The following is an 18,955-nucleotide window of genomic DNA, read 5'->3' on the forward strand; positions in this document are numbered from 1 at the left end:
TATGGACATAGTGTATGCATAGCTTGACCGGACGCCGCGTGACTATTGACACAGAGTTACATATGGACACGGCGTACACGTCTTTGATTATATGTACATAGCGTCCACTACGGAGGAGGGCATCATGGGCGAGACCAGGGTCGCCATCGTCACCGGCGGATCGGGCGGCATCGGCCGGGTCGTCGCGGAGCGGCTGGCCAAGGACGGGATGAAGGTCGTCGTGAACTACGCCGGCAACCCGAAGCGCGCCGAGGAGGCCGTCGAGGCGATCACCGCGGCCGGCGGCAGCGCCTTCGCGTTCCAGGCCGACGTCGCCGACGAGGAACAGGTCGCGGCGCTGTTCGACGAGACGGAGAAGACCTTCGGCGGCGTCGACGTGGTCGTACACACCGCCGGCATCATGCTGGTGTCGCCGCTCGCCGACCTGGACCTGGCCGACTTCGACCGGATGCACCGCATCAACGTGCGCGGCACGTTCGTGGTCGACCAGCAGGCCGTGCGCCGGCTGCGCCGCGGTGGCGCGCTGATCAACTTCTCCACCTCGGTCACGCACATCGCCGTGCCGAACTACACCGCCTACGCCGCCACCAAGGGCTCGGTCGACGGCATGACCCTGATCCTGGCCAAGGAGATGCGCGGTCGCGACATCACCGTCAACGCCGTGGCCCCCGGCCCGACCGCGACGCCGCTGTACTTCGACGGCAAGGACCAGGAGACGATCGACCGCGCGGCCAAGGCGGCGCCGCTGGAGCGGCTGGGCGTGCCGGACGACATCGCCGAGGCGGTGTCGTTCCTCGCCGGCCCGGCGCGCTGGGTCAACGGCCAGGTGATCTACGTCAACGGCGGCGTGGTCTGAGCCCTCACCGCTTGATGCCGAGCATCACGTTGTGCACCAACGACTTCGCGAACTCATCGGTGATCGGCTCGTCGGGGATGAGCAGCCGGTGATAGCACGCCCCCCAGAGCTGGTCGACGACCACCTGGGGGTCGATGTCGTCCCGGAGCTGGCCGCGCTCGATCGCCTTGGCCATCGCCTCAACGGCCAGCGCGCGGCGCGGCGCGGAGTAGCGCTCCCGAAAAGCCGAGGACAGCTCGGAATCGGTCTGTGAGGCGCCGATCAGCTCCGCGATCACCTTGCCGGCGCCGGTTCCGGTGAGCAGATGCGTGAACGCCAGCACCTGCGCCGTCAGGTCGGCCTCGATGTCGCCGGTGTCGGGGAACTCCAGCACGGTGCGGACCTTGGTCGCGTACCCGTCGAGCGCGAGCGCGCCGCGGGAGGGCCACCACTTGTAGATGGTCATCCGGCTGGCCCCCGCCCGGGCCGCCACCTTCTCGATGGTGAAGCCGGCCATGCCCTCGGCCAGCAGCAGCTCGCCGGCGGCGGCCAGCACCTGTTCGCGCACCTCGGCGGCGGGGCGGCGGCCCCGGCCGCGGCGGATCGGCGGCTGCGTCTCGGTCATGGCCCCACTATATGGACAGGGCGTCTCCTGGGCGCGACGCCTTGACGTCTCATAAATTTTACGAGTTAGATCATCTCTCGAACAAAGCCCCGGTCGGGCGGCGGTCGGGGCCCGGTTCGAAAGGACTTGCCCTGTGTCCACCGAAAACACCGGTCGTGGTCTTGCTCGCAGAGGCTTCCTCGGCGCCGCGCTGGCGGCGGCGCCGGCCGTGGCGTTCGTCTCCCAGGCCGTGGCCGATCCAGCGGCGGCCGACCCGGCCCCGGCGCCTCCTCCCCCGTCGCGGCCCAAGCCTGGCGACCCCGACCTCGGCCCCAACGTGTACGTCTTCGACGGCTCCGTGCCGAAGGCCCAGATCCAGGCCACCGTCGACGCGGTCTACGCCCAGCAGCAGCACGCCGAGTTCGGCTCCGGGCGGTACGCGCTGCTGTTCAAGCCCGGCGGCTACGGCATCGACGTGAAGCTGGGCTACTACACGCACGTGGCGGGCCTCGGCCTCCAGCCGTCGGCGGCCGGCATCACCGGCTCCTGCCAGGTCCTCGGCGAGGCCCACGGCAACAACACACTGATCAACTTCTGGCGCGGCGCGGAGAACCTGAACATCGTGCCCCGCAGCGGCCAGGACACCTGGGCCGTCTCGCAGGCCACCTTCTACCGGCGGATCTACCTGCTCGGCGACCTGAAGCTGTCCGACGGCAGCTGGTCCAGCGGCGGCTACATCGCCGACTGCCAGCTCACCGGCCAGATCAACTCCGGCACCCAGCAGCAGTGGGTGACCCGCAACTCGGTGCTGGGCAGCTGGGTCGGCTCCAACTGGAACATCGTCTTCGTCGGCACGGCCAACGCGCCTGCCACCACGTTCCCGACGCCGCCGGTCACCTCCGTGCCGAAGTCGCCGGTGATCCGCGAGAAGCCGTTCCTCTACGTGGACGCGGCCGGCGCGTGGCAGGTGTTCGTGCCGGCGGTGCGGCGGGACGTTCAGGCCACCAGCTGGGAGGCGCAGAAGCCAGCGGGAACCTCGATCCCCATCGCCGACTTCCTGATCGTCAAGGCCGGCACGACCGTCGCCGAGATGAACGCGGCGCTGGCCGCCGGCAAGCACCTGCTGATCACGCCCGGCATCTACCACCTGTCCGAGTCGCTCAAGGTCACCAAGCCGGACACGGTGATCCTCGGCCTCGGCTACGCCACCCTGATCCCGGACAACGGCGCGATCGCCATCGACGTCGCCGACGTGGACGGCGTGAACCTGGCCGGCCTGCTGATCGAGGCCGGCACCACACAGTCCGAGGCGCTGATCCGGTTCGGGCCGGCCGGCTCGAAGCGCGACCACAGCGCCAACCCGAGCTCCATGCACGACGTGTTCGCGCGGATCGGCGGCACCTTGGCCGGCAAGGCCAAGCAGTCGGTGGTCGTCAACAGCAACAACGTGATCATCGACAACACCTGGCTGTGGCGGGCCGACCACGGCGACGGCGTCGGCTGGACCGACAACACCGTGGACCAGGGTCTGGTCGTCAACGGCGACGACGTGGTGGCCTACGGGCTGTTCGTCGAGCACCACCAGAAGACGCAGGTGCAGTGGAACGGCGAGAACGGCCGCACCTACTTCTTCCAGAACGAGATGCCCTACGACCCGCCCAACCAGGCCGGCTGGATGGACGGCCCGCACCGCGGCTTCCCGGCCTACGCGGTCGGCGACCACGTGCGCCGGCACGAGGCGTGGGGGCTGGGCAGCTACTGCATCTTCGCCGTGGACCCGACCATCGTCGCCGACCGGGCGATCGCCGCGCCGCAGCGGCCGGGCGTCCGGTTCCACAGCATGATCACGTTCGCGCTGGGCGGCGGCACGGGCACCATCGCGCACGTCGTGAACACCACCGGCGGGCCGTCGGACAAGACGACCAACCTCGCCATGCTCACGCAGTACCCGTGACGGGTTCGATCATGTCCCAGCGGTTGCCGTAGAGGTCCCGGAAGACCGCGACCGTGCCGTACGGCTCGTGTCGCGGCTCCTCCTCGAACTCCACGCCGGCTTTCAGCATGCGCGCATGGTCGCGGGCGAAGTCGTCGGTGGTGAGGAAGAGGCCGACCCGGCCGCCGGTCTGGTCGCCGACCCGGTCCCGCTGGCGCGGGCCGTCCGCCTTCGCCAGCAGGATCGCCGTCTCCGTCGACCCGGGCGGGGCGACGACGACCCAGCGCTTGCCGCCGCCCTGGTCGGTGTCCTCGCGGAGCTCGAATCCCAGGGCCTCGGTGTAGAAGGCGAGGGCCTTGTCGTAGTCGTGCACGACCACCGCGACCAGTCCGATGTGCGACATGGCCGCATTCTCTCGTTATTCCCGGTCCCGCGCACATTCCCACTGCGTGGTCACCACCTGCGCGATGCGCCGCGCCCGGCGCACAATCGCCGTCATGACACGTGGAAGTGGCCCACGACTCGCGGTCGCACTGGACGGCGCGGGGTGGCATCCGGCCGCCTGGCGTTCGGCCGACGCGCGGCCGACCGAGGTGTTCAGCGCCGGCTACTGGGTGGATCTCGTGCGCGAGGCCGAGGCCGGCACGCTCGACTTCGTCACCTTCCGTGACACGCTGTCGCTGCCGTCGGACGGCGTGCGGGGACGGCTCGACGCCGTCCTCGTGGCGGCCCGGGTCGCGCCGCTGACGTCAGGCATCGGCCTGGTGCCGGAGATCGTCACCACGCACACCGAGCCGTTCCACCTGTCGAAGGCCATTGCCACGCTGGACTACGTCAGCACGGGTCGTGGCGGCGTGCAGGTGTCGGTCTCGCTGGATGCCGACGAGTACGGCAACTTCGGCCGGCGGCCGTTCGGGGAGCCGTTCGGCGACCTGACCGAGGAGGCCGCCGACTACGTCGAGGTGCTGCGGCGGCTGTGGGACAGCTGGGAGGACGACGCCGCGATCCGCGACGTCGCCACCGGGCGGTTCGTCGACCGGGAGAAGCTGCACTACATCGACTTCGAGGGCCGGTTCTTCAAGGTGCGCGGCCCGTCGATCACGCCGCGTCCGCCGCAGGGGCAGCCGCTGGTGGCGGCGTCGCTGGGGATCGTGGACACGTCGGCGGACGTCCTTTTCGTGACGCCGAAATCCCGTGAGGACATCGGGTCCCTGATCGAGGATCTGCGCGGGCCGCAGGTGTTCGCGGACCTCGTGGTGTTCCTGGACTCCACCGAGTCGGCCGCGGTTGATCGCCGGGCCCGGCTGGATGCGTTGGCGCCGTTGGAATCCGACGCCTTCGTGTTCGCCGGCACGCCGTCCGGGCTGGCGGATCTGCTGCTGGACTGGCATGTGGCCGGGCTCGACGGGTTCCGGCTGCGGCCGGCGGAGCTGCCGCACGACCTCGCCGCGATCAGCCGGGGGCTGGTGCCGGAGCTGCGGTCGCGCGGGACGTTCCGCAGTTCGTACGAGGCGTCGACGCTGCGGGGCCTGCTCGGCCTGGACCGGCCCGCCAACCGCTATTCCGTGGCCTGAGGGGGAAACGCCATGACCAAGCCGCTCAAGCAGATCCACCTCGCGGCGCACTTCCCCGGCGTGAACAACACGACCGTGTGGAGCGATCCGGCGTCCGGCAGCAACATCGAGTTCAGCTCGTTCGTGAAGCTGGCGCAGACCGCGGAGCGCGCCAAGTTCGACTTCTTCTTCCTGGCCGAGGGCCTGCGGCTGCGGGAACAGGGCGGGCAGATCTACGACCTGGACGTGGTCGGGCGGCCGGACACGTTCACGGTGCTGTCGGCGCTGGCCGCCGTGACCTCCCGGCTGGGACTGGCCGGGACGATCAACTCCACGTTCAACGAGCCGTTCGAGGTGGCGCGGCAGTTCGCGACCCTGGACCACCTGTCCGAGGGGCGCGCCGCGTGGAACGTCGTCACCTCGTGGGACGCCTTCACCGGCGAGAACTTCCGGCGCGGCGGCTTCCTGCCGTCGGACCAGCGGTACTCGCGGGCGGAGACGTTCATGCGGACGGCGTGGGAGCTTTTCGACTCGTGGCCGGCCGACGCCGTGGTCGCGGACAAGGCGACCGGCGAGTTCCTGCGCGGCGAGCCGGGGCGTTTCGCCCACCACGACTCGCATTTCGACATCGCCGGGCAGTTCCCCGTGCCGCGCGGCCCGCAGGGCCGGCCGGTGATCATCCAGGCCGGCGACTCCGACGAGGGCCGCGAGTTCGCCGCCGCCACCGCCGACGCGATCTTCACCCGGCACGGGACGCTGGAGGCCGGGCAGAAGTTCTACGCCGATGTGAAGGGCCGGCTGGCCAAGTACGGCCGCACGCCCTCGCAGCTGGTCGTGCTGCCGGCCGCGACGTACATGATCGGCGACACCGACGCCGACGCCCACGAGCGGGCCGCCGTCGTGCGACGGCAGCAGGTCAGCGGTCAGACCGCCATCCGGTTCCTGGAGCAGCTGTGGAACACCGACCTCAGCTCGTTCGACCCGGACGGGCCGCTGCCGGCCTTCGACCCGGTCGTCGGCTCCGGAGCCTTCGCCCAGGGCCGGGCCGACGTCCGCATGTACCGGGACCCGGTGGCGACCGCGCGGCAGTGGCGGGAGCTGGCCGAGGCCAAGGGCCTGTCCATCCGTGACCTGATCATCGAGGTCACCGGCCGGCAGACCTTCGTCGGCTCCGCCGCGACCGTCGCCGAGCAGATCAACCACCTCGTGCAGGCCGACGCCTCCGACGGCTTCATCCTCGTCCCCCACGTCACCCCCGGCGGCCTCGACGAGTTCGCCGACAAGGTGATCCCCCTCCTCCAGGAGCGCGGCGTCTACCGCACCGACTACACCGGTCCGACCCTCCGCCACCACCTCGGCGTCTGAACCCCCGCGAGTCACGCTCTCGGACACACCGAATGTAGGTTTCGGGCACCCTCGCGAGTCCCGCCCAGCGTCACACCGAAATACGGCAAACCGCTTGTCCCGCGCCGGTGGGTGGTGGATTCTGGCCCGTTCCGCACGTGGCGGACCCGCGCCGGCCGGCGCGGCCGCCCGAGCGGGAGCGTGACCGTGCTCCACCACATCCCACAACTGGCCGGCCTGGCCGAGAACCCGGCGCTGCCGGCGCGGCTGCTGGACCGCTTCGTCGAGCTGGCGGACGAGGAGCTGAGCTACTACCTGGCCCTGCGCAAGGACCTCACCGCGGAGCAGAAAAGCCTGCTGGCGGCCAGGAAGCCGGTCGTCGAGCTCGATCCGGACGTCGTGCCGCCCGAGCGGGACCCGAACACGCCGCCCGAGGTGCTCACGGAACTGGGCCGGCGGGGTGACGCCGTGATCGACGCCGGCCTGGCCTGGAATCCGGCCACCCCGCCCGACGTGACGGCGCGCCTGGTGGGACACCCGGTCGACTTCGTTCGCTGGCAGCTCGTGGACCGGACCGACCTGCCGGAGTGGGTGTACGCGAGGCTTGCCACGGACGCGATGCCGGGGATCCGCTGGGACATCGCCGCCAACCCGGCCACGCCGGCGGCGGTACTGCGCCGGATGGTCGCCGCCGACACCAGCCGCGAAATGCGGCGCAGCCTCGCACGGAACCCGTCGATCCCGCTGGACCTGCTGGTCGACATCGCCGGCACGACCCGGATCGGCCCGACGCTCCTGCCGCGCATCGCCAACGCCACCGTTGACGAGCTGCGAGGCCTTGCCACGCCACGGATCATGCAGGTGCGGATGCTGGTCGCCGAGCGGGAGGACCTGGCCGACGACCTGATCACCCTCCTGGTGGCCGATCGCGATCCGGGGGTCGGCAAGAGCATCGTCACCAATCCCGTGCTTACCGCCGAGCAGATGTGGGACTTGGTGACCAGGCACGGCCCGCGCCTGTATCCGCGAGCGGCACGGAACCCGAACTGCCCGCCCGACCTGATGCGTCACATCACGCGCAACGCCCAGACGGTGCGGAAGGCGTACCGCGTGATCGCCAAGCACCCGCGCGCGGCAGCCGACGCGTTGCTGCTGTGCCTTCAGGACAAGGAGGCACGCCGCCACGCGGCGCGGCACCCCAACCTGCCGCCCCACACGATCGTCGAGCTGGTGGCCGACCCCAACCCCGACGTTGCCGAGGCAGCGGCGGCCAATCCGTCGCTGCCGCCGGCAATCATGGCCGAGCTTCTGGGACTCTAGGCTCAGTTCTGCCTGAAACCCACATTCGGTATGTCTGAGAGCGCGACTCGCGGGGGTTGGTCAGGTGCCGAAGACTTCGGCTACCAGGTTGGCGGCGGTGTCGGGGGCGCGGACTTCGAAGGCCAGGCGGCCGTCGGTCAGGTGCAGCACGAAGTCGAAGAACGGGCAGCACAGCTGCTCGTCGGCCGCCAGGGCGACGATCTGGGCGGCCATCTCCATCGGCAGCACGATACGGATCCCGCCGTCGACGGGCTCCCGGCGGACGGCGGTCGTGAGCAACCGCCGCCACTGCTCCACACGGTCCTTCTGCTCGCCCTCGGTCAGCGAGCAGGCGATGATCGGCTCCTCGGGCACGGGACCCAACCTAGGGCAGGCGCTCGATGATCGTCACGTTGGCCTGGCCCCCTCCTTCGCACATCGTTAGCAGGCCGAAACGCCCGCCGGTCCTTTCCAACGATGCAAGCAGCGTCGCCGTCAACTTGGCACCGGTCGCGCCGATCGGATGGCCGAGCGCGATGGCCCCGCCGTTCACGTTCACGCGGTCCAGGTCGACCTTGAGCTCCTTGGCCCACGCGAGCACCACGCTGGCGAACGCCTCGTTGATCTCGAACAGGTCGATGTCGTCGATGGTCATGCCGGCCCGCTGCAACGCGTGCCGGGTGGCCCGGATGGGCGCGGTCAGCATGTAGATCGGGTCCGCGCCGCGGGCCGACAGGTGGTGCACCCGGGCCCGTGGACGGAGCCGATGGCTGCGCACCGCGGCCTCGGATGCCACCAGCACGGCGCTCGCGCCGTCGGAGATCTGGCTGGCGAGCGCCGCCGTCACCCGGCCCTCCGGCCGCAACGGCTTCAACGCCGCCATCTTCTCCAGGCTGGTGTCCCGCCGCGGCCCCTCGTCGGCCTCCACGCCCGCGACCGGCACGATCTCCCCACGGAAGTGCCCCGCGTCCGTCGCCGCGATCGCCTTGGTGTGGCTGCGGAACGCGAACTCCTCCATCTCGGCGCGGCTGAGCTCCCACCGCTGCGCGATCAGGTCCGCCGACCGGAACTGGTTGATCTCCTCCGACCCGTACCGGTGCGCCCATCCGGCGCAGCCCTCGTACGGGGTCGGGAACCCGAACTGCTCCCCCACGGTCATCGCCGCGCCGATCGGGATCCGGCTCATGCTCTGCACGCCGCCGGCCACGACCAGGTCGGCCGTCCCGCTCAGCACCGCCTGCGCCGCGAAGTGCACCGCCTGCTGGCTGGAGCCGCACTGCCGGTCCACGGTCACGCCCGGCACCTCCTCGGGGAACCCGGCGGCCAGCCACGCCGTGCGGGCGATGTCCCCGGCCTGTCCCCCGACCGTGTCGACACAGCCGAGGATCACGTCGTCCACCTCGCCCGGATCCACGTTCACCCGCGCGAGCAGGCCCTCGATGGCGCGGGCGCCCAGGTCGGCCGGGTGCAGGTGGCTCAGCCCGCCACCCCGCCTGCCGACCGGCGTCCGCACCGCGTCAACCAGGTACGCCTGGGCCATCGGCCCTCCCTTGCGCTATCCCGTCCAGCACGATCGACAGGTACTGCCGGGCCACGGCGTCCGCGGTGAGCGCCCCGCCCGGGTGATACCAGTGCACGGCGACCCACACGGTGTCGCGGATGAACCGGTAGACCAGCTCCACGTCCAGGTCGTCGCGGAACGCGCCGACCCGGATGCCCTCCTCCAGCAGCCCGACCCACAGCTTGCGGAACTCGACATTGCGCTCGGTGAGGTAGCCGAACCGCTCGAACTGGGCGAGGTAGGCGGCTTCCCGCTGGTAGATCGCGACGGCGTCGTGGTTGCGGTCGATGCACTCGAACGACGCGACGACCACCGCCTCCAGGGCGGCCCGGGGCGGCTCCCCCGCCGCCAGGATCTCCCGGTACGTCTCGAACAGGCCGTCCAGGAAGCCGTGCAGGATCTCGTCCACCATCGACTCCTTGGAGTCGAAGTGGTGGTAGAGGCTGCCGGACAGGATGCCGGCGGCGTCGGCGATGTCCCGGACGGTGGTGGCGAGGAAGCCGCGCTCGGCGAACATCCTCGCGGCCAGCGCGAGCAGTTCGGCTCGACGGCTCATGGGGACTCCTCAGGGGTGCTGGCTGCTGACCGACAGGACTTCGCCCGTCAGGTACGAGGCATAGTCGCTGGCAAGGAACACCATGGCATTGGCCACCTCCCACGGCTGCGCCGCCCTGCCGAACGCCTCCCGCTCGGTGAGTTCGGCGAGCAGCTCCTCGCTCGTCACCTTGGCCAGGAACGGGTGCATAGCCAGGCTCGGGGCCACGGCGTTGACCCGGATCCCGTGCGTCGCGACGTCGGCCGCCGCGCAGCGGGTGAAGGCCATGACGCCGGCCTTCGCCGCCGCATAGTGCGCCTGCCCGGCCTGCGACCGCCACCCGATCACGGACGCGTTGTTGACGATCGCGCCGCCGCCGCCCTGGTCGACCAGCCTGCGCAGGGCCGCGCGGGTGCAGCGGAAGGTGCCGTTCAGGGTCACGTCCAGCACCCGCGACCACTCGTCGTCGCCCATGTCCAGCACGGACTTCGTGCCGCCCAACCCGGCGTTGTTGATCATCACGTCGAGCCGGCCGAACCGGTCCGCCGCGCCGTCGATCAACGCCTGCACCTGGGCCTCGTCGGTGACATCGCACGCCAGGGCGGCCACGTTCGAGCCGTGGTCGACGGCGAACTTCTCCAGCGTCTCGCCGAGCCGGCGCTCGTGCCAGTCGCTGATCAGGACCCGCGCGCCTTCCTCAAGGCACCGCAGCGCCACCGCCGACCCGATGCCGGTGCCAGCCGCCGCCGTCACGACGACCACCTTGTCCGCCAACAGGTTGTGGCCAGGCACGTAGTCGATTTGATGTGGGCCGATCATCCGCGCGCCTCCCTGGGCAGCCCGAGCACCCGTTCCGCGATGATGTTGCGCTGGATCTCGTCCGAGCCGCCGTAGATGGTGTCGGCCCGGCTGAACAGGAACAGCCGCTGCCACCGGTCGAGGTCGTCCCCGGAGGTGGTCGACTTGACGATCATCGACTCGCCGCCGCGAACCCGCATGGCCAGCTCGCCGAGGCGTCGATGCCAGCCGGCCCACAGCAGTTTGCTCACCGACGGGTCGGATCCCCTGGTGCGCAGGGCATGCGACCGCATGACGCTGAGCTCGACCGCCGCGCGGGCCAACTGTTCTTGCAGCACAACGTCTTCCGGATCGGCCAGCGCGACGAGGTCCTCCAGTTCGCGACGGAAGCCCACCTGCTGGCCCAGTGTCGACACGCCGCGTTCGTACGCCAGCGTCGCCATCGCCACCGCCCAGCCGCCGCCCGGCTCGCCGACCACCAGATCCGCTGACGTCCGTGCGCCGTCGAAGAACACCTCGTTGAACTCGGACGTGCCGGTGAGCTGGCGGATCGGCCGCACCTCCACACCCGGCTGGCGCATCGGCACGAGCAGGTACGACAAGCCCTTGTGCCCCACCGATCCCGGCGTGGTCCGGGCCAGCACGAAGCACCAGTCGGCGACGTGCGCCAGCGACGTCCACACCTTCTGCCCGGTGATCACCCACTCGTCGTCGACGAGCCGGGCGGAGGTGGAGACGCTGGCAAGGTCGGAGCCGGCGCCGGGTTCGGAGTAACCCTGGCACCACAGTTCCTCGACGGCCCTGATCTTCGGCAGGAACCGGGCCTTCTGCTCGGGCGTGCCCAGATCGATCAGGGTCGGGCCGAGCAGGTTCTCGCCGAGGTGGTTCACCCGCGCGGGCGCGTCGGCCAGCGCGTACTCCTCGTGGAAGGCGACCTGCTCGTCGAAGGTCAGGCCGCGGCCGCCGTGCTCGACCGGCCAGGCCGGGCAGGTCCAGCCGTGCGCGGCGAGGTGGCGTTCCCACTCGAGGCGCTGCTCGAACGCCTCGTGCTCGCGGCCAGGCCCGCCGAGCCCCTTGAGCCCGGCGAAGCGCCCGACGAGATGCTCGGCGAGCCACCGCCGGATCTCGGATCTGGTCACCGCCATGACCGTAGGCTAGCCTACCAAGCAGTTGCTTGGTAGGAGGTGTTGGTGGCGCCTGAGACCATTGCGGCCGCGGTGGACGCGGCTGCGGACCGCTTCGGCGACCACGCGGCCCTTGTCGACGGGGAGGTCCGCCTCTCCTACCGTGACCTGCGCACATGGGTGCGCCGGTTGGCCGCCGTCTTTGTCGCGGGCGGGATCCGGCCCGGCGACCGGGTGGCGATCTGCGCACCCAATACCTGGCACTGGGTCGTCGCGGCGCTGGGCGCTTCCTATGCCGGCGGGGTCCTGGTGCCGCTGAACACGCGGTTCACCGCCGCCGAGATGCAGGACGTGATCGAGCGCAGCGAGGCCGCCGCGCTGGTGGTCGCGACAGACTTCCTTGGCCGGAACCGACTCGCCGAGTTGTCGGAGGTGGGCGGCGTCCCGGAACTCGTGCTGACCACCGGCGACTGGACGTTCACGGACGAGGTCGACGCCGCGCCGGTGCGGCCCGACGACATCAGCGACATCCTGTTCACGTCCGGCACCACCGGCCGCAGCAAGGGTGCGATGAGCGCGCACCGGCAGGCGCTGGCCGTCGCCGCCGCATGGGCGGACTGCGGCAACGTCGGCCCGGACGACCGGTACCTGATCATCAACCCGTTCTTCCACAGTTTCGGTTACAAGGCCGGCATTCTGGTCTGCCTGCTCACCGGCGCGACGCTGGTGCCGCAGGCCGTCTTCGACGTCGCCCGCACGCGGGAACTGGTCGAGCAGGAGCGGATCACCGTGCTGCCCGGGCCGCCGACGATCTACCAGTCGCTGCTGTCCGAACCCGGTTGCGACAGCCTCAGGCTGGCGGTCACCGGCGCCGCGCCGGTCCCGGTCACGTTGGCGGAGCGGATGCAGAAGCGGTTCGGCACGGTGCTCACGGCGTACGGGCTGACCGAGGCCGTGGTGGCGACGATGTGCCGGCCCGACGACAGCGCCGAGACCGTGTCGCACACCTCCGGTCGTGCGACCGCCGGCTTCGAGGTGAAGATCGCCGACACCGGCGAGATCCTGCTGCGCGGCCCCAATGTGATGGTCGGATACCTCAACGACGCCGCCGCGACCGAGGAGGCCATCGACGCCGACGGCTGGTTGCACACCGGCGACGTCGGAACCCTCGACGACCGCGGGTATCTGACGATCACCGATCGCCTCAAGGACATGTACGTGTGCGGCGGCTTCAACGTCTACCCGGCCGAGGTCGAGCAGGCGCTCGCGCGGCTGGACGGCGTCACCGAGTCGGCGGTGATCGGCGTGCCGGACGACCGGCTCGGCGAGGTCGGCCTGGCGTTCGTCGTGACGGCCAAGCCACTGTCCACCGAGGACGTCATCGAGCACTGCCGGGCCCTGGTGGCCAACTACAAGGTGCCCAGACACGTCGCGTTCCTGGCCGCGCTGCCCAGGAACGCCTCCGGCAAGGTGCTCAAACGCCAGTTACGGGAGGAAGTCCGGTGACCGACGAAGTCGTCCGCTACGAGCGCGAGGGCGCGGTGGCGACCGTGACGATGAACCGGCCGCGCTACCGCAACGCGCAGAACTCGGCCATGACCTACGCCCTGGACGCCGCGTTCGAGCGGGCCGTGAACGACGACGAGGTCAAGGTGATCGTGCTGGCCGGCGCGGGCGACCACTTCTCCGCCGGGCACGACATCGGCACGCCCGGCCGGGACGTGGACACCTCGTTCGACCGCAGGGCCGTGCTCTGGTGGGACCACGTCGACAAGGCCGGCGGCGACCAGCGGTTCGCCCGGGAGAGCGAGGTCTACCTCGGCATGTGCCGGCGGTGGCGGGAGATCCCGAAGCCGACGATCGCCATGGTGCAGGGCGCGTGCATCGCCGGCGGGCTGATGCTGGCCTGGGTGTGCGACCTGATCGTGGCGTCCGAGGACGCGTTCTTCGCGGATCCCGTGGTGCGGATGGGAATTCCCGGCGTCGAGTACTTCGCGCACCCGTGGATGCTCGGTCCGCGGGCGGCCAAGGAGGTGCTGTTCACCGGGGATCGGTTCAGCGCGCAGCGCGCGTACGAGTGGGGCATGGTGAACCGGGTCGTGCCACGCGAGGACCTGCTGGAGACGGTGGGTAAGCTGGCGGGGCGGATCGCCGAGATGCCGCGATTCGGGTTGGCGCTGGCCAAGAAGGCGGTGAACCAGTCCGAGGACCAGATGGGCATGCGGGCCGGGATGGACTCGGTGTTCGGGCTGCACCACCTGGCGCACGCGCACAACGCCGAGGTGTCGCAGGACTCCCTGGCGGGCATGGACGCCAAGGCGATGCGAGGCGCGAGTGGCTCCTGACGAGACGACGCGGCCTGTGCGAGGTCCTCGTGGATCTTGACGACACCGACCTCGAGTTCCGGCACGAGATCCGGACCTGGCTCAACGACAACGTGCCGACCGGCCTGTCCTCGATGGACACCGCCGACGGGTTCGAACAGCACCGCGAGTGGGAACGCACGCTGGCCAAGGCCCGGCTGTCGGCGGTGTCGTGGCCGGCGGAGCACGGCGGCCGGGGAGCCTCCCTCACCGAGTGGCTGGTGTTCGAGGAGGAGTACTGGGCCTCCGGAGCGCCCGGACGCGTGGCCCAGAACGGGATCTTCCTGCTGGCCCCGACCCTCTACGCGCATGGCACCGCCGAGCAGCAGGCCCGGCTGCTCCCCCGGATGGCCCGCGCCGACGACATCTGGGCGCAGGCCTGGTCCGAACCGGAGGCCGGCAGCGACCTGGCGGCCATCCGCAGCCGGGGCGTCCGCACGGACGGTGGCTGGCTGCTCAGCGGCCAGAAGACGTGGAGTTCGCGGGCGGCGTTCGCGGACAAGGGGTTCGGGCTGTTCCGGACGGATCCGGCGGCCGAGCGGCACCGGGGACTGACCTACTTCCTGTTCGACCTGAGGGCGCCGGGAGTGACCGTGCGGCCGATCCCGCAGCTGGACGGCGAGGCGGGATTCGCCGAGGTCTTCCTGGACGAGGTGTTCGTGCCCGACCGTGACGTGCTCGGCGAGCCAGGTGCAGGCTGGCGCGTCGCGATGAGCACGGCCGGCAACGAACGCGGTCTGTCGCTGCGCAGTCCGGGGCGGTTCTGCGCGGCGGCAGACCGGCTGCTCAAGCTGTGGCGGGAGGTCGGCGACCCGGCCGACACCGCGCTGCGCAACAAGGTCCAGGACGCCTGGCTCGGCGCGCAGGCGTATCGGCTGCACGTGTTCGGCTCGCTGGACCGGCCGGTGGGCGCGGAGGCCAGCGTCACCAAGCTGTTCTGGTCGCAGCTGGACGTGGCGTTGCACGAGACGGCGCTGGAGCTGTTGGGGCCCGACGCGGAGCTGGCCGGGCCGTGGCTGGACGGCTACCTGTTCGCGCTGGCCGGCCCGATCTACGCCGGCACCAACGAGATCCAGCGCAATGTGGTCGCCGAACGACTGTTGGGGCTGCCGCGATGAAATTCACCCTGTCCGAGGAGCAGCGCGACTTCGCGCAGGCGTTGCGCGACGCGCTCAAGCGCTCGGCGTCGTGGGAGACCCTGCTGGCGTTGGGTGTGCACGAGGTGGAGTCCGCGCCGGACCTCGTCGTCGCCTTCCTTGAACTGGGCCGAGCCGCCGTGCCGGGACCGATCGTCGAGTCGTTCGCGGTACTCCGGGAACCGCGCTCCACGCTGGCCTGGCCGCCGCACGTGCCGTACGTCGTGGACAACGCCGATCAGGTCTACGCGATCGTCGACGACACCAAACACCGGGCGTCGATCGTCGAGGAAAGAACGTCGGTCGACCCGTCCCGACGGCTTTTCACCTACGACATCGGCGAAACCGTGGGACCGATCGACGCCGAGGCGTTCGAACGGGGTGTGCTCGCCTGCTCCGCGCAACTCGTCGGGCTGGGACGGGCCCTGATCGACCGCTCCCGGGACTACGCCCTGCAACGGAGCCAGTTCGGCAAGCCGATCGGGAGCTTCCAGGCGGTAAAGCACCAGCTCGCCGACGCGCACGTGGCGCTCGAACTGGCCGAGCCGCTGGTGTTCGGGGCGGCGGTGACGATGAGCCGCCAGGACGTCTCCGCGGCGAGGATCGCCGCCGGCAAGGCCGCGTACCAGGCGATGCGGACCGCGTTGCAGGTGCACGGCGCGATCGGCTACACCGCCGAGTTCGAGCTGAGCCGGTGGCTGCTGAAGGTCCGCGCCCTGGTCACGGCCTGGGGCACCGAGTCCTGGCACCGCGAACGCCTGATGGCGACGCTATGCGGCTGACCGACGAGCAGCTCGCCCTCCAGGAGACGGTCGCCAAGCTGCTGGCCAAGGCCCCGGACGACCTGTGGCCCCGGCTGTGCGAGATCGGCGCCGCCGGTCTGGCGATTCCCGAGGAGTACGGCGGCAGCGACGCCACCCTCACCGAGCTGCAAATAGTCCTCGAACAGACCGGCCGAACCCTCGCCCCGGTCCCTCTGCTCGCCACGGCCATCGCCGCCGAGGCCGTGCTGGCCACCAACGACGAAGCAGCCTGCGCACGGCTGCTGCCGGCAATCGCGGCTGGTCAGGTCACCACCTGGGTGGCCGGCACCTATGTCCTCGACGCCGACCGTGCGGAGGTTCTGCTGGTCGCTGCAGGTGGGTGCCTGTACGAGATGCGGCCGGACCAGGTCGTGGTAGAAGGTCTCCGGACAATGGACGAGTCCCGGCACCTGGCGACCGTGACAACAGAGCAGCTCACCGGGTTGATCGGCCCGTATGACGAGACACGGGTACGACGGTTCGCCCTGTCCGCGCTGGCCGCCGAGCAGGTCGGCACGGCCGCCCGATGCCTGGACATGACCGTCGACTACGCGCGGCAGCGGGTGCAGTTCGGCCGGCCCATCGGCAGTTTCCAGGCGGTCAAGCACCGCCTCGCCGACATGCACGTGCTGGTCGAGACCGCCCGCTCGGCGGCGTACGACCTCGGCCACCCCACCGAGGCGAAGATCTACTGCTCGGAGGCGCTCGGCCGGGTCGCGGCCGAGATGGTGCAGCTACACGGGGGCATCGCCATCACGTGGGAACACGACGCCCAGCGCCTCTTCAAGAGGGCGCACGGCGCCGCGTTCCTGTTCGGCCATCCCGCCGAGCACCTCCGCGCGTATCAGGTGCGGGGATAGCCGAGCCTCAACACCACCTGCGGGGCCAGACGCGGCCCGACCACCTGCGCCGCTACCTGCGACCGCACGGGCAACTGGCAGCCGTGCAGGCCCCAGACCGTGCCCATGAGCAGCACCGCGCTCAGCGCCGCCCCGGCGGTGATCTCGCTGCCGGCGCTGGTGGCGATCACCGCCAGCACTCCGGCGTTCCGCAGCGCCCGCGAGCGGCGGAGCATCCGGAGCCGGGTCTCGTGGTCGACGACGAGGTGCAGCTCGGCGCCCTCGCCCCGGGCCTGTGCGGCGAGCCGGTGCAACACCGTCCATGGCACCGCCGCGTCGCTGTAGTCGGCGTCCTCGCTGATCCGCACGGTGATCGCGGCGGCCATCGCCACCTGCTCGGTCCGCGGCTCCCCGCGCACGGCCCGCACGGTGGCGACCAGGGTCGGGTCCGAGCCGCCGCGCTCGACCAGCGCGTCCCAGCCGGCGGCGGCGAGCGCGATCCGCAGGTGGTGCAGCACCGCGCCGACGCCGATCAGCACGTTCGGCGGGCTGTCCGGGGTGTCCAGGTGCAGGCGGGCGGCGCCGTCGGTCATCCGCCACCGGTAGCCGCCGGCGTTGGGGGCGAGATCGGCGAGGTGCAGCACCGACCGCAGAACGGTGTCCCCGCGGGGCGCCACATTCGTCATCGTCACGTGGTTCTCCTGACGTCTCGAGGGCTGCCCCCAACTGGCGTCAACCACAGCATCACGCGCGAGTTGCGGCAGGGTTGCGTCAGGGCTGCGCGCCGACCATCTAGGGTGTCCCGGGATCATCCAAGGAGGACAGACGTGCACGCAGCCGACCTGGCTACGGCCCGCCACCTGCTCAGACCCAGACGGTTGGTGGTGCCGCACCTGGCCGAGGCCGAGGCGCTCATCGACCACCTCATGCTGCCCGGCGCGGGCGAGAACGTGTACAAGGAGCCCGCCGAGCCGAACATCGTGACCTGGGGTGTGCCGGGCGAGCCCGGCACCTGGTCCAACCAGAGCCAGTGCGCGTCGTTCGTGACCGCCGTCCTGCGCCGGGCCTATCCGTCCTGGGCCCGGTCGAAGCACTTCAGCCAGTATTTCGGCAGCCCCAGCCCGTTCGCCCGGGACTACCAGCGCGTTTTCGCCGACGGCGGCACGCCCCGGATGAAGCCCGTTCGCCGGGTCGCCGATCTGCGCCCCGGCGATCTGATCGCCATCGACTACGCGAACGCGCAGGACACCAACACCGGGCACGTGGTGATGGTGCGTCGGCTGCGCGGCGTGTACACCGCGCCGTCCAACGGCCTGAACTTCGACGGCGAGATCCAGTACGCCGTGCAGGTGGCCGACTGCACCGCCGAGCCGCACGGCCTGGCCGGCGTCGGCAGCTACGAGGACTACCCCGACACCCGGATCGTCGGCGAGCGCCAGCTCCAGGGCGTGGGATACGGCCACATGATGTTCTACGCGGCCGAGCTGACGGGCGAGTTCACCCGTTACCGGTGGAGCGTCAACACCAGTTCCACGGGCGTCTTCCCGGTCGAGGAGCGGCCGGTCTCGGCGGTGCGGGTCAGCGCCGGCTGAGCGTGTCCACGAGCCGTTCCAGCGACTCCGCGAACTGCTGCGCCTGCGCGTCCGGCCAGTCGGCCGTGGCCGCGTCCAGGTGCTTGACCAGCCGGTCCCGCATGGTCTCGACCACCTGCTCGCCGGCCGGGGTCAGCCGCAGCAGCGTCGCCCGCGCGTCGGCCGGGTCGGGCACCCGGTCCACCAGCCCGGCCTGCTGGAGCCGGCTGGCGTAGCGGGTGGTCGCGGTGCGGTCGATGCCGATCTCCACGGCGAGGTTGGTCGCGCTGATCGGCTGCCACCGCGCGACCCCGCTGAGCACCGGATACGTGGTGACGTCCACCCCGTCCAGGCCGGCGACCATGCTGTCGTAGAGGTGGGCACGGGTGCTGCGCCGCAGCAGCTGGCCGATCGAGGCCTCGATACGCGCCGAGGTGGTCCGGGACGACATTCGCGGGAGCGTAGCCGCCGGGACGTGCGCCCGGAACACACGACCGGGCGACCATGGTCGAACGGGAGCCCCGGACCGCCCGAAACACCGAACCCTGCCGTCGCGGGAAACCAGAGGTCCACGGGGCGATCCGCCGTTCGGGCCCTTGACACGACGGGTGGTCTAGTCCAATTGTGATCAGGCCGTCGCCATGTCCCCACCCGCCC

At 70.8% G+C, this 18,955-nt stretch carries 20 protein-coding genes; 11 read left to right on the top strand and 9 right to left on the bottom strand.

Going from position 1 to position 18,955, the window contains the following annotated elements:
- Nucleotides 1-124: 124 nt before the first annotated feature.
- The gene (locus tag BCF44_RS39410) at nucleotides 125-856 is read left to right on the top strand and encodes an SDR family oxidoreductase (protein ID WP_116179595.1); all 732 of its coding nucleotides are present in this window, start codon (nucleotides 125-127) and stop codon (nucleotides 854-856) included.
- 4 nt (nucleotides 857-860) lie between these two features.
- Here BCF44_RS39410 and BCF44_RS39415 read toward each other — a convergent pair whose 3' ends face one another.
- Nucleotides 861-1,460: a TetR-like C-terminal domain-containing protein gene (locus tag BCF44_RS39415; RefSeq protein ID WP_116179596.1), complete on the bottom strand. Its 600-nt coding sequence runs from the start codon at nucleotides 1,458-1,460 to the stop codon at nucleotides 861-863.
- A gap of 133 nt (nucleotides 1,461-1,593) precedes the next feature.
- On the opposite strand from BCF44_RS39415, the gene BCF44_RS39420 reads away from it, so the two are divergent.
- A complete protein-coding gene (locus BCF44_RS39420; protein ID WP_116179597.1) occupies nucleotides 1,594-3,393 on the top strand; it encodes a coagulation factor 5/8 type domain-containing protein in 1,800 nt (599 codons plus the stop codon).
- Here BCF44_RS39420 and BCF44_RS39425 read toward each other — a convergent pair.
- Nucleotides 3,377-3,775, bottom strand: a complete 399-nt coding sequence (locus tag BCF44_RS39425; RefSeq protein WP_116179598.1) for a VOC family protein — start codon at nucleotides 3,773-3,775, stop codon at nucleotides 3,377-3,379. The genes BCF44_RS39420 and BCF44_RS39425 overlap by 17 nt on opposite strands.
- Before the next feature lie 94 nt (nucleotides 3,776-3,869).
- Between BCF44_RS39425 and BCF44_RS39430 the strand changes: the two genes are divergently transcribed.
- The 3 genes from BCF44_RS39430 (at nucleotide 3,870) to BCF44_RS39440 (ending at nucleotide 7,589) form a co-directional block, all read left to right on the top strand.
- A complete protein-coding gene (locus tag BCF44_RS39430) occupies nucleotides 3,870-4,946 on the top strand; it encodes an LLM class flavin-dependent oxidoreductase (RefSeq protein ID WP_116179696.1) in 1,077 nt (358 codons plus the stop codon).
- 12 nt (nucleotides 4,947-4,958) lie between these two features.
- A complete protein-coding gene (locus BCF44_RS39435; RefSeq protein WP_116179599.1) occupies nucleotides 4,959-6,290 on the top strand; it encodes an NtaA/DmoA family FMN-dependent monooxygenase in 1,332 nt (443 codons plus the stop codon).
- 180 nt (nucleotides 6,291-6,470) lie between these two features.
- Nucleotides 6,471-7,589 (top strand): hypothetical protein, encoded by a 1,119-nt coding sequence (locus BCF44_RS39440; RefSeq protein ID WP_116179600.1) that lies wholly within the window; start codon nucleotides 6,471-6,473, stop codon nucleotides 7,587-7,589.
- Nucleotides 7,590-7,649: 60 nt separating this feature from the next.
- Here BCF44_RS39440 and BCF44_RS39445 read toward each other — a convergent pair whose 3' ends face one another.
- Genes BCF44_RS39445 through BCF44_RS39465 form a run of 5 tightly spaced genes read right to left on the bottom strand, consistent with a single transcriptional unit; the run spans nucleotide 7,650 to nucleotide 11,607 of the window.
- On the bottom strand, nucleotides 7,650-7,943 hold the full coding sequence (locus BCF44_RS39445) for a hypothetical protein (RefSeq protein ID WP_147328796.1): 294 nt from the start codon (nucleotides 7,941-7,943) through the stop codon (nucleotides 7,650-7,652).
- Nucleotides 7,944-7,953: 10 nt separating this feature from the next.
- Complete coding sequence (locus BCF44_RS39450) at nucleotides 7,954-9,108, bottom strand: acetyl-CoA C-acetyltransferase (protein ID WP_116179602.1); 1,155 nt, start codon at nucleotides 9,106-9,108, stop codon at nucleotides 7,954-7,956.
- Nucleotides 9,086-9,685, bottom strand: coding sequence for a TetR/AcrR family transcriptional regulator (locus BCF44_RS39455; RefSeq protein ID WP_116179603.1), 600 nt, complete (start codon nucleotides 9,683-9,685; stop codon nucleotides 9,086-9,088). Before BCF44_RS39455 ends, BCF44_RS39450 begins: the two co-directional genes overlap by 23 nt.
- Nucleotides 9,686-9,694: 9 nt before the next feature.
- Entirely contained in the window at nucleotides 9,695-10,483 is a 789-nt protein-coding gene (locus BCF44_RS39460) for an SDR family oxidoreductase (protein ID WP_116179604.1), read from the bottom strand.
- Nucleotides 10,480-11,607 carry an acyl-CoA dehydrogenase family protein gene (locus BCF44_RS39465; protein WP_116179605.1) on the bottom strand — a complete coding sequence of 376 codons (1,128 nt, stop codon included), beginning with the start codon at nucleotides 11,605-11,607 and terminating at the stop codon, nucleotides 10,480-10,482. Before BCF44_RS39465 ends, BCF44_RS39460 begins: the two co-directional genes overlap by 4 nt.
- 45 nt (nucleotides 11,608-11,652) lie before the next feature.
- Here BCF44_RS39465 and BCF44_RS39470 point away from each other — a divergent pair, with 45 nt between their 5' ends.
- Genes BCF44_RS39470 through BCF44_RS39490 form a run of 5 tightly spaced genes read left to right on the top strand, consistent with a single transcriptional unit; the run spans nucleotide 11,653 to nucleotide 16,748 of the window.
- The gene (locus BCF44_RS39470; RefSeq protein ID WP_116179697.1) at nucleotides 11,653-13,092 is read left to right on the top strand and encodes a FadD3 family acyl-CoA ligase; all 1,440 of its coding nucleotides are present in this window, start codon (nucleotides 11,653-11,655) and stop codon (nucleotides 13,090-13,092) included.
- Nucleotides 13,089-13,931: an enoyl-CoA hydratase gene (locus BCF44_RS39475; protein ID WP_116179606.1), complete on the top strand. Its 843-nt coding sequence runs from the start codon at nucleotides 13,089-13,091 to the stop codon at nucleotides 13,929-13,931. The genes BCF44_RS39470 and BCF44_RS39475 overlap by 4 nt, the downstream gene beginning before the upstream one ends.
- 29 nt (nucleotides 13,932-13,960) lie before the next feature.
- Entirely contained in the window at nucleotides 13,961-15,067 is a 1,107-nt protein-coding gene (locus BCF44_RS39480) for an acyl-CoA dehydrogenase family protein (protein WP_116179607.1), read from the top strand.
- Nucleotides 15,064-15,867, top strand: a complete 804-nt coding sequence (locus BCF44_RS39485) for an acyl-CoA dehydrogenase family protein (RefSeq protein ID WP_116179608.1) — start codon at nucleotides 15,064-15,066, stop codon at nucleotides 15,865-15,867. Before BCF44_RS39480 ends, BCF44_RS39485 begins: the two co-directional genes overlap by 4 nt.
- On the top strand, nucleotides 15,858-16,748 hold the full coding sequence (locus tag BCF44_RS39490; RefSeq protein ID WP_116179609.1) for an acyl-CoA dehydrogenase family protein: 891 nt from the start codon (nucleotides 15,858-15,860) through the stop codon (nucleotides 16,746-16,748). Before BCF44_RS39485 ends, BCF44_RS39490 begins: the two co-directional genes overlap by 10 nt.
- On the opposite strand, the gene BCF44_RS39495 is transcribed toward BCF44_RS39490, so the two are convergent.
- Nucleotides 16,733-17,419 (bottom strand): hypothetical protein, encoded by a 687-nt coding sequence (locus BCF44_RS39495; RefSeq protein WP_147328797.1) that lies wholly within the window; start codon nucleotides 17,417-17,419, stop codon nucleotides 16,733-16,735. The genes BCF44_RS39490 and BCF44_RS39495 overlap by 16 nt on opposite strands.
- A gap of 135 nt (nucleotides 17,420-17,554) precedes the next feature.
- On the opposite strand from BCF44_RS39495, the gene BCF44_RS39500 reads away from it, so the two are divergent.
- Complete coding sequence (locus tag BCF44_RS39500) at nucleotides 17,555-18,319, top strand: hypothetical protein (protein WP_116179611.1); 765 nt, start codon at nucleotides 17,555-17,557, stop codon at nucleotides 18,317-18,319.
- On the opposite strand, the gene BCF44_RS39505 is transcribed toward BCF44_RS39500, so the two are convergent.
- Nucleotides 18,306-18,749: a MarR family winged helix-turn-helix transcriptional regulator gene (locus BCF44_RS39505; protein ID WP_116179612.1), complete on the bottom strand. Its 444-nt coding sequence runs from the start codon at nucleotides 18,747-18,749 to the stop codon at nucleotides 18,306-18,308. The genes BCF44_RS39500 and BCF44_RS39505 overlap by 14 nt on opposite strands.
- Between the last annotated feature and the right edge of the window lie 206 nt (nucleotides 18,750-18,955).

The organism is Kutzneria buriramensis (assembly GCF_003387475.1).
GTDB lineage: Bacteria > Actinomycetota > Actinomycetes > Mycobacteriales > Pseudonocardiaceae > Kutzneria > Kutzneria buriramensis.

What these genes read in the sequence shown, in the direction of transcription:
- BCF44_RS39410 (WP_116179595.1), top strand. Translation starts at nt 125, where the DNA reads ATGGGCGAGACCAGGGTCGCCATCGTCACCGGCGGATCGGGCGGCATC.
- BCF44_RS39415 (WP_116179596.1), bottom strand. Translation starts at nt 1,460, where the DNA reads ATGACCGAGACGCAGCCGCCGATCCGCCGCGGCCGGGGCCGCCGCCCC.
- BCF44_RS39425 (WP_116179598.1), bottom strand. Translation starts at nt 3,775, where the DNA reads ATGTCGCACATCGGACTGGTCGCGGTGGTCGTGCACGACTACGACAAG.
- BCF44_RS39430 (WP_116179696.1), top strand. Translation starts at nt 3,870, where the DNA reads ATGACACGTGGAAGTGGCCCACGACTCGCGGTCGCACTGGACGGCGCG.
- BCF44_RS39435 (WP_116179599.1), top strand. Translation starts at nt 4,959, where the DNA reads ATGACCAAGCCGCTCAAGCAGATCCACCTCGCGGCGCACTTCCCCGGC.
- BCF44_RS39450 (WP_116179602.1), bottom strand. Translation starts at nt 9,108, where the DNA reads ATGGCCCAGGCGTACCTGGTTGACGCGGTGCGGACGCCGGTCGGCAGG.
- BCF44_RS39455 (WP_116179603.1), bottom strand. Translation starts at nt 9,685, where the DNA reads ATGAGCCGTCGAGCCGAACTGCTCGCGCTGGCCGCGAGGATGTTCGCC.
- BCF44_RS39460 (WP_116179604.1), bottom strand. Translation starts at nt 10,483, where the DNA reads ATGATCGGCCCACATCAAATCGACTACGTGCCTGGCCACAACCTGTTG.
- BCF44_RS39465 (WP_116179605.1), bottom strand. Translation starts at nt 11,607, where the DNA reads ATGGCGGTGACCAGATCCGAGATCCGGCGGTGGCTCGCCGAGCATCTC.
- BCF44_RS39485 (WP_116179608.1), top strand. Translation starts at nt 15,064, where the DNA reads ATGAAATTCACCCTGTCCGAGGAGCAGCGCGACTTCGCGCAGGCGTTG.
- BCF44_RS39490 (WP_116179609.1), top strand. Translation starts at nt 15,858, where the DNA reads ATGCGGCTGACCGACGAGCAGCTCGCCCTCCAGGAGACGGTCGCCAAG.
- BCF44_RS39505 (WP_116179612.1), bottom strand. Translation starts at nt 18,749, where the DNA reads ATGTCGTCCCGGACCACCTCGGCGCGTATCGAGGCCTCGATCGGCCAG.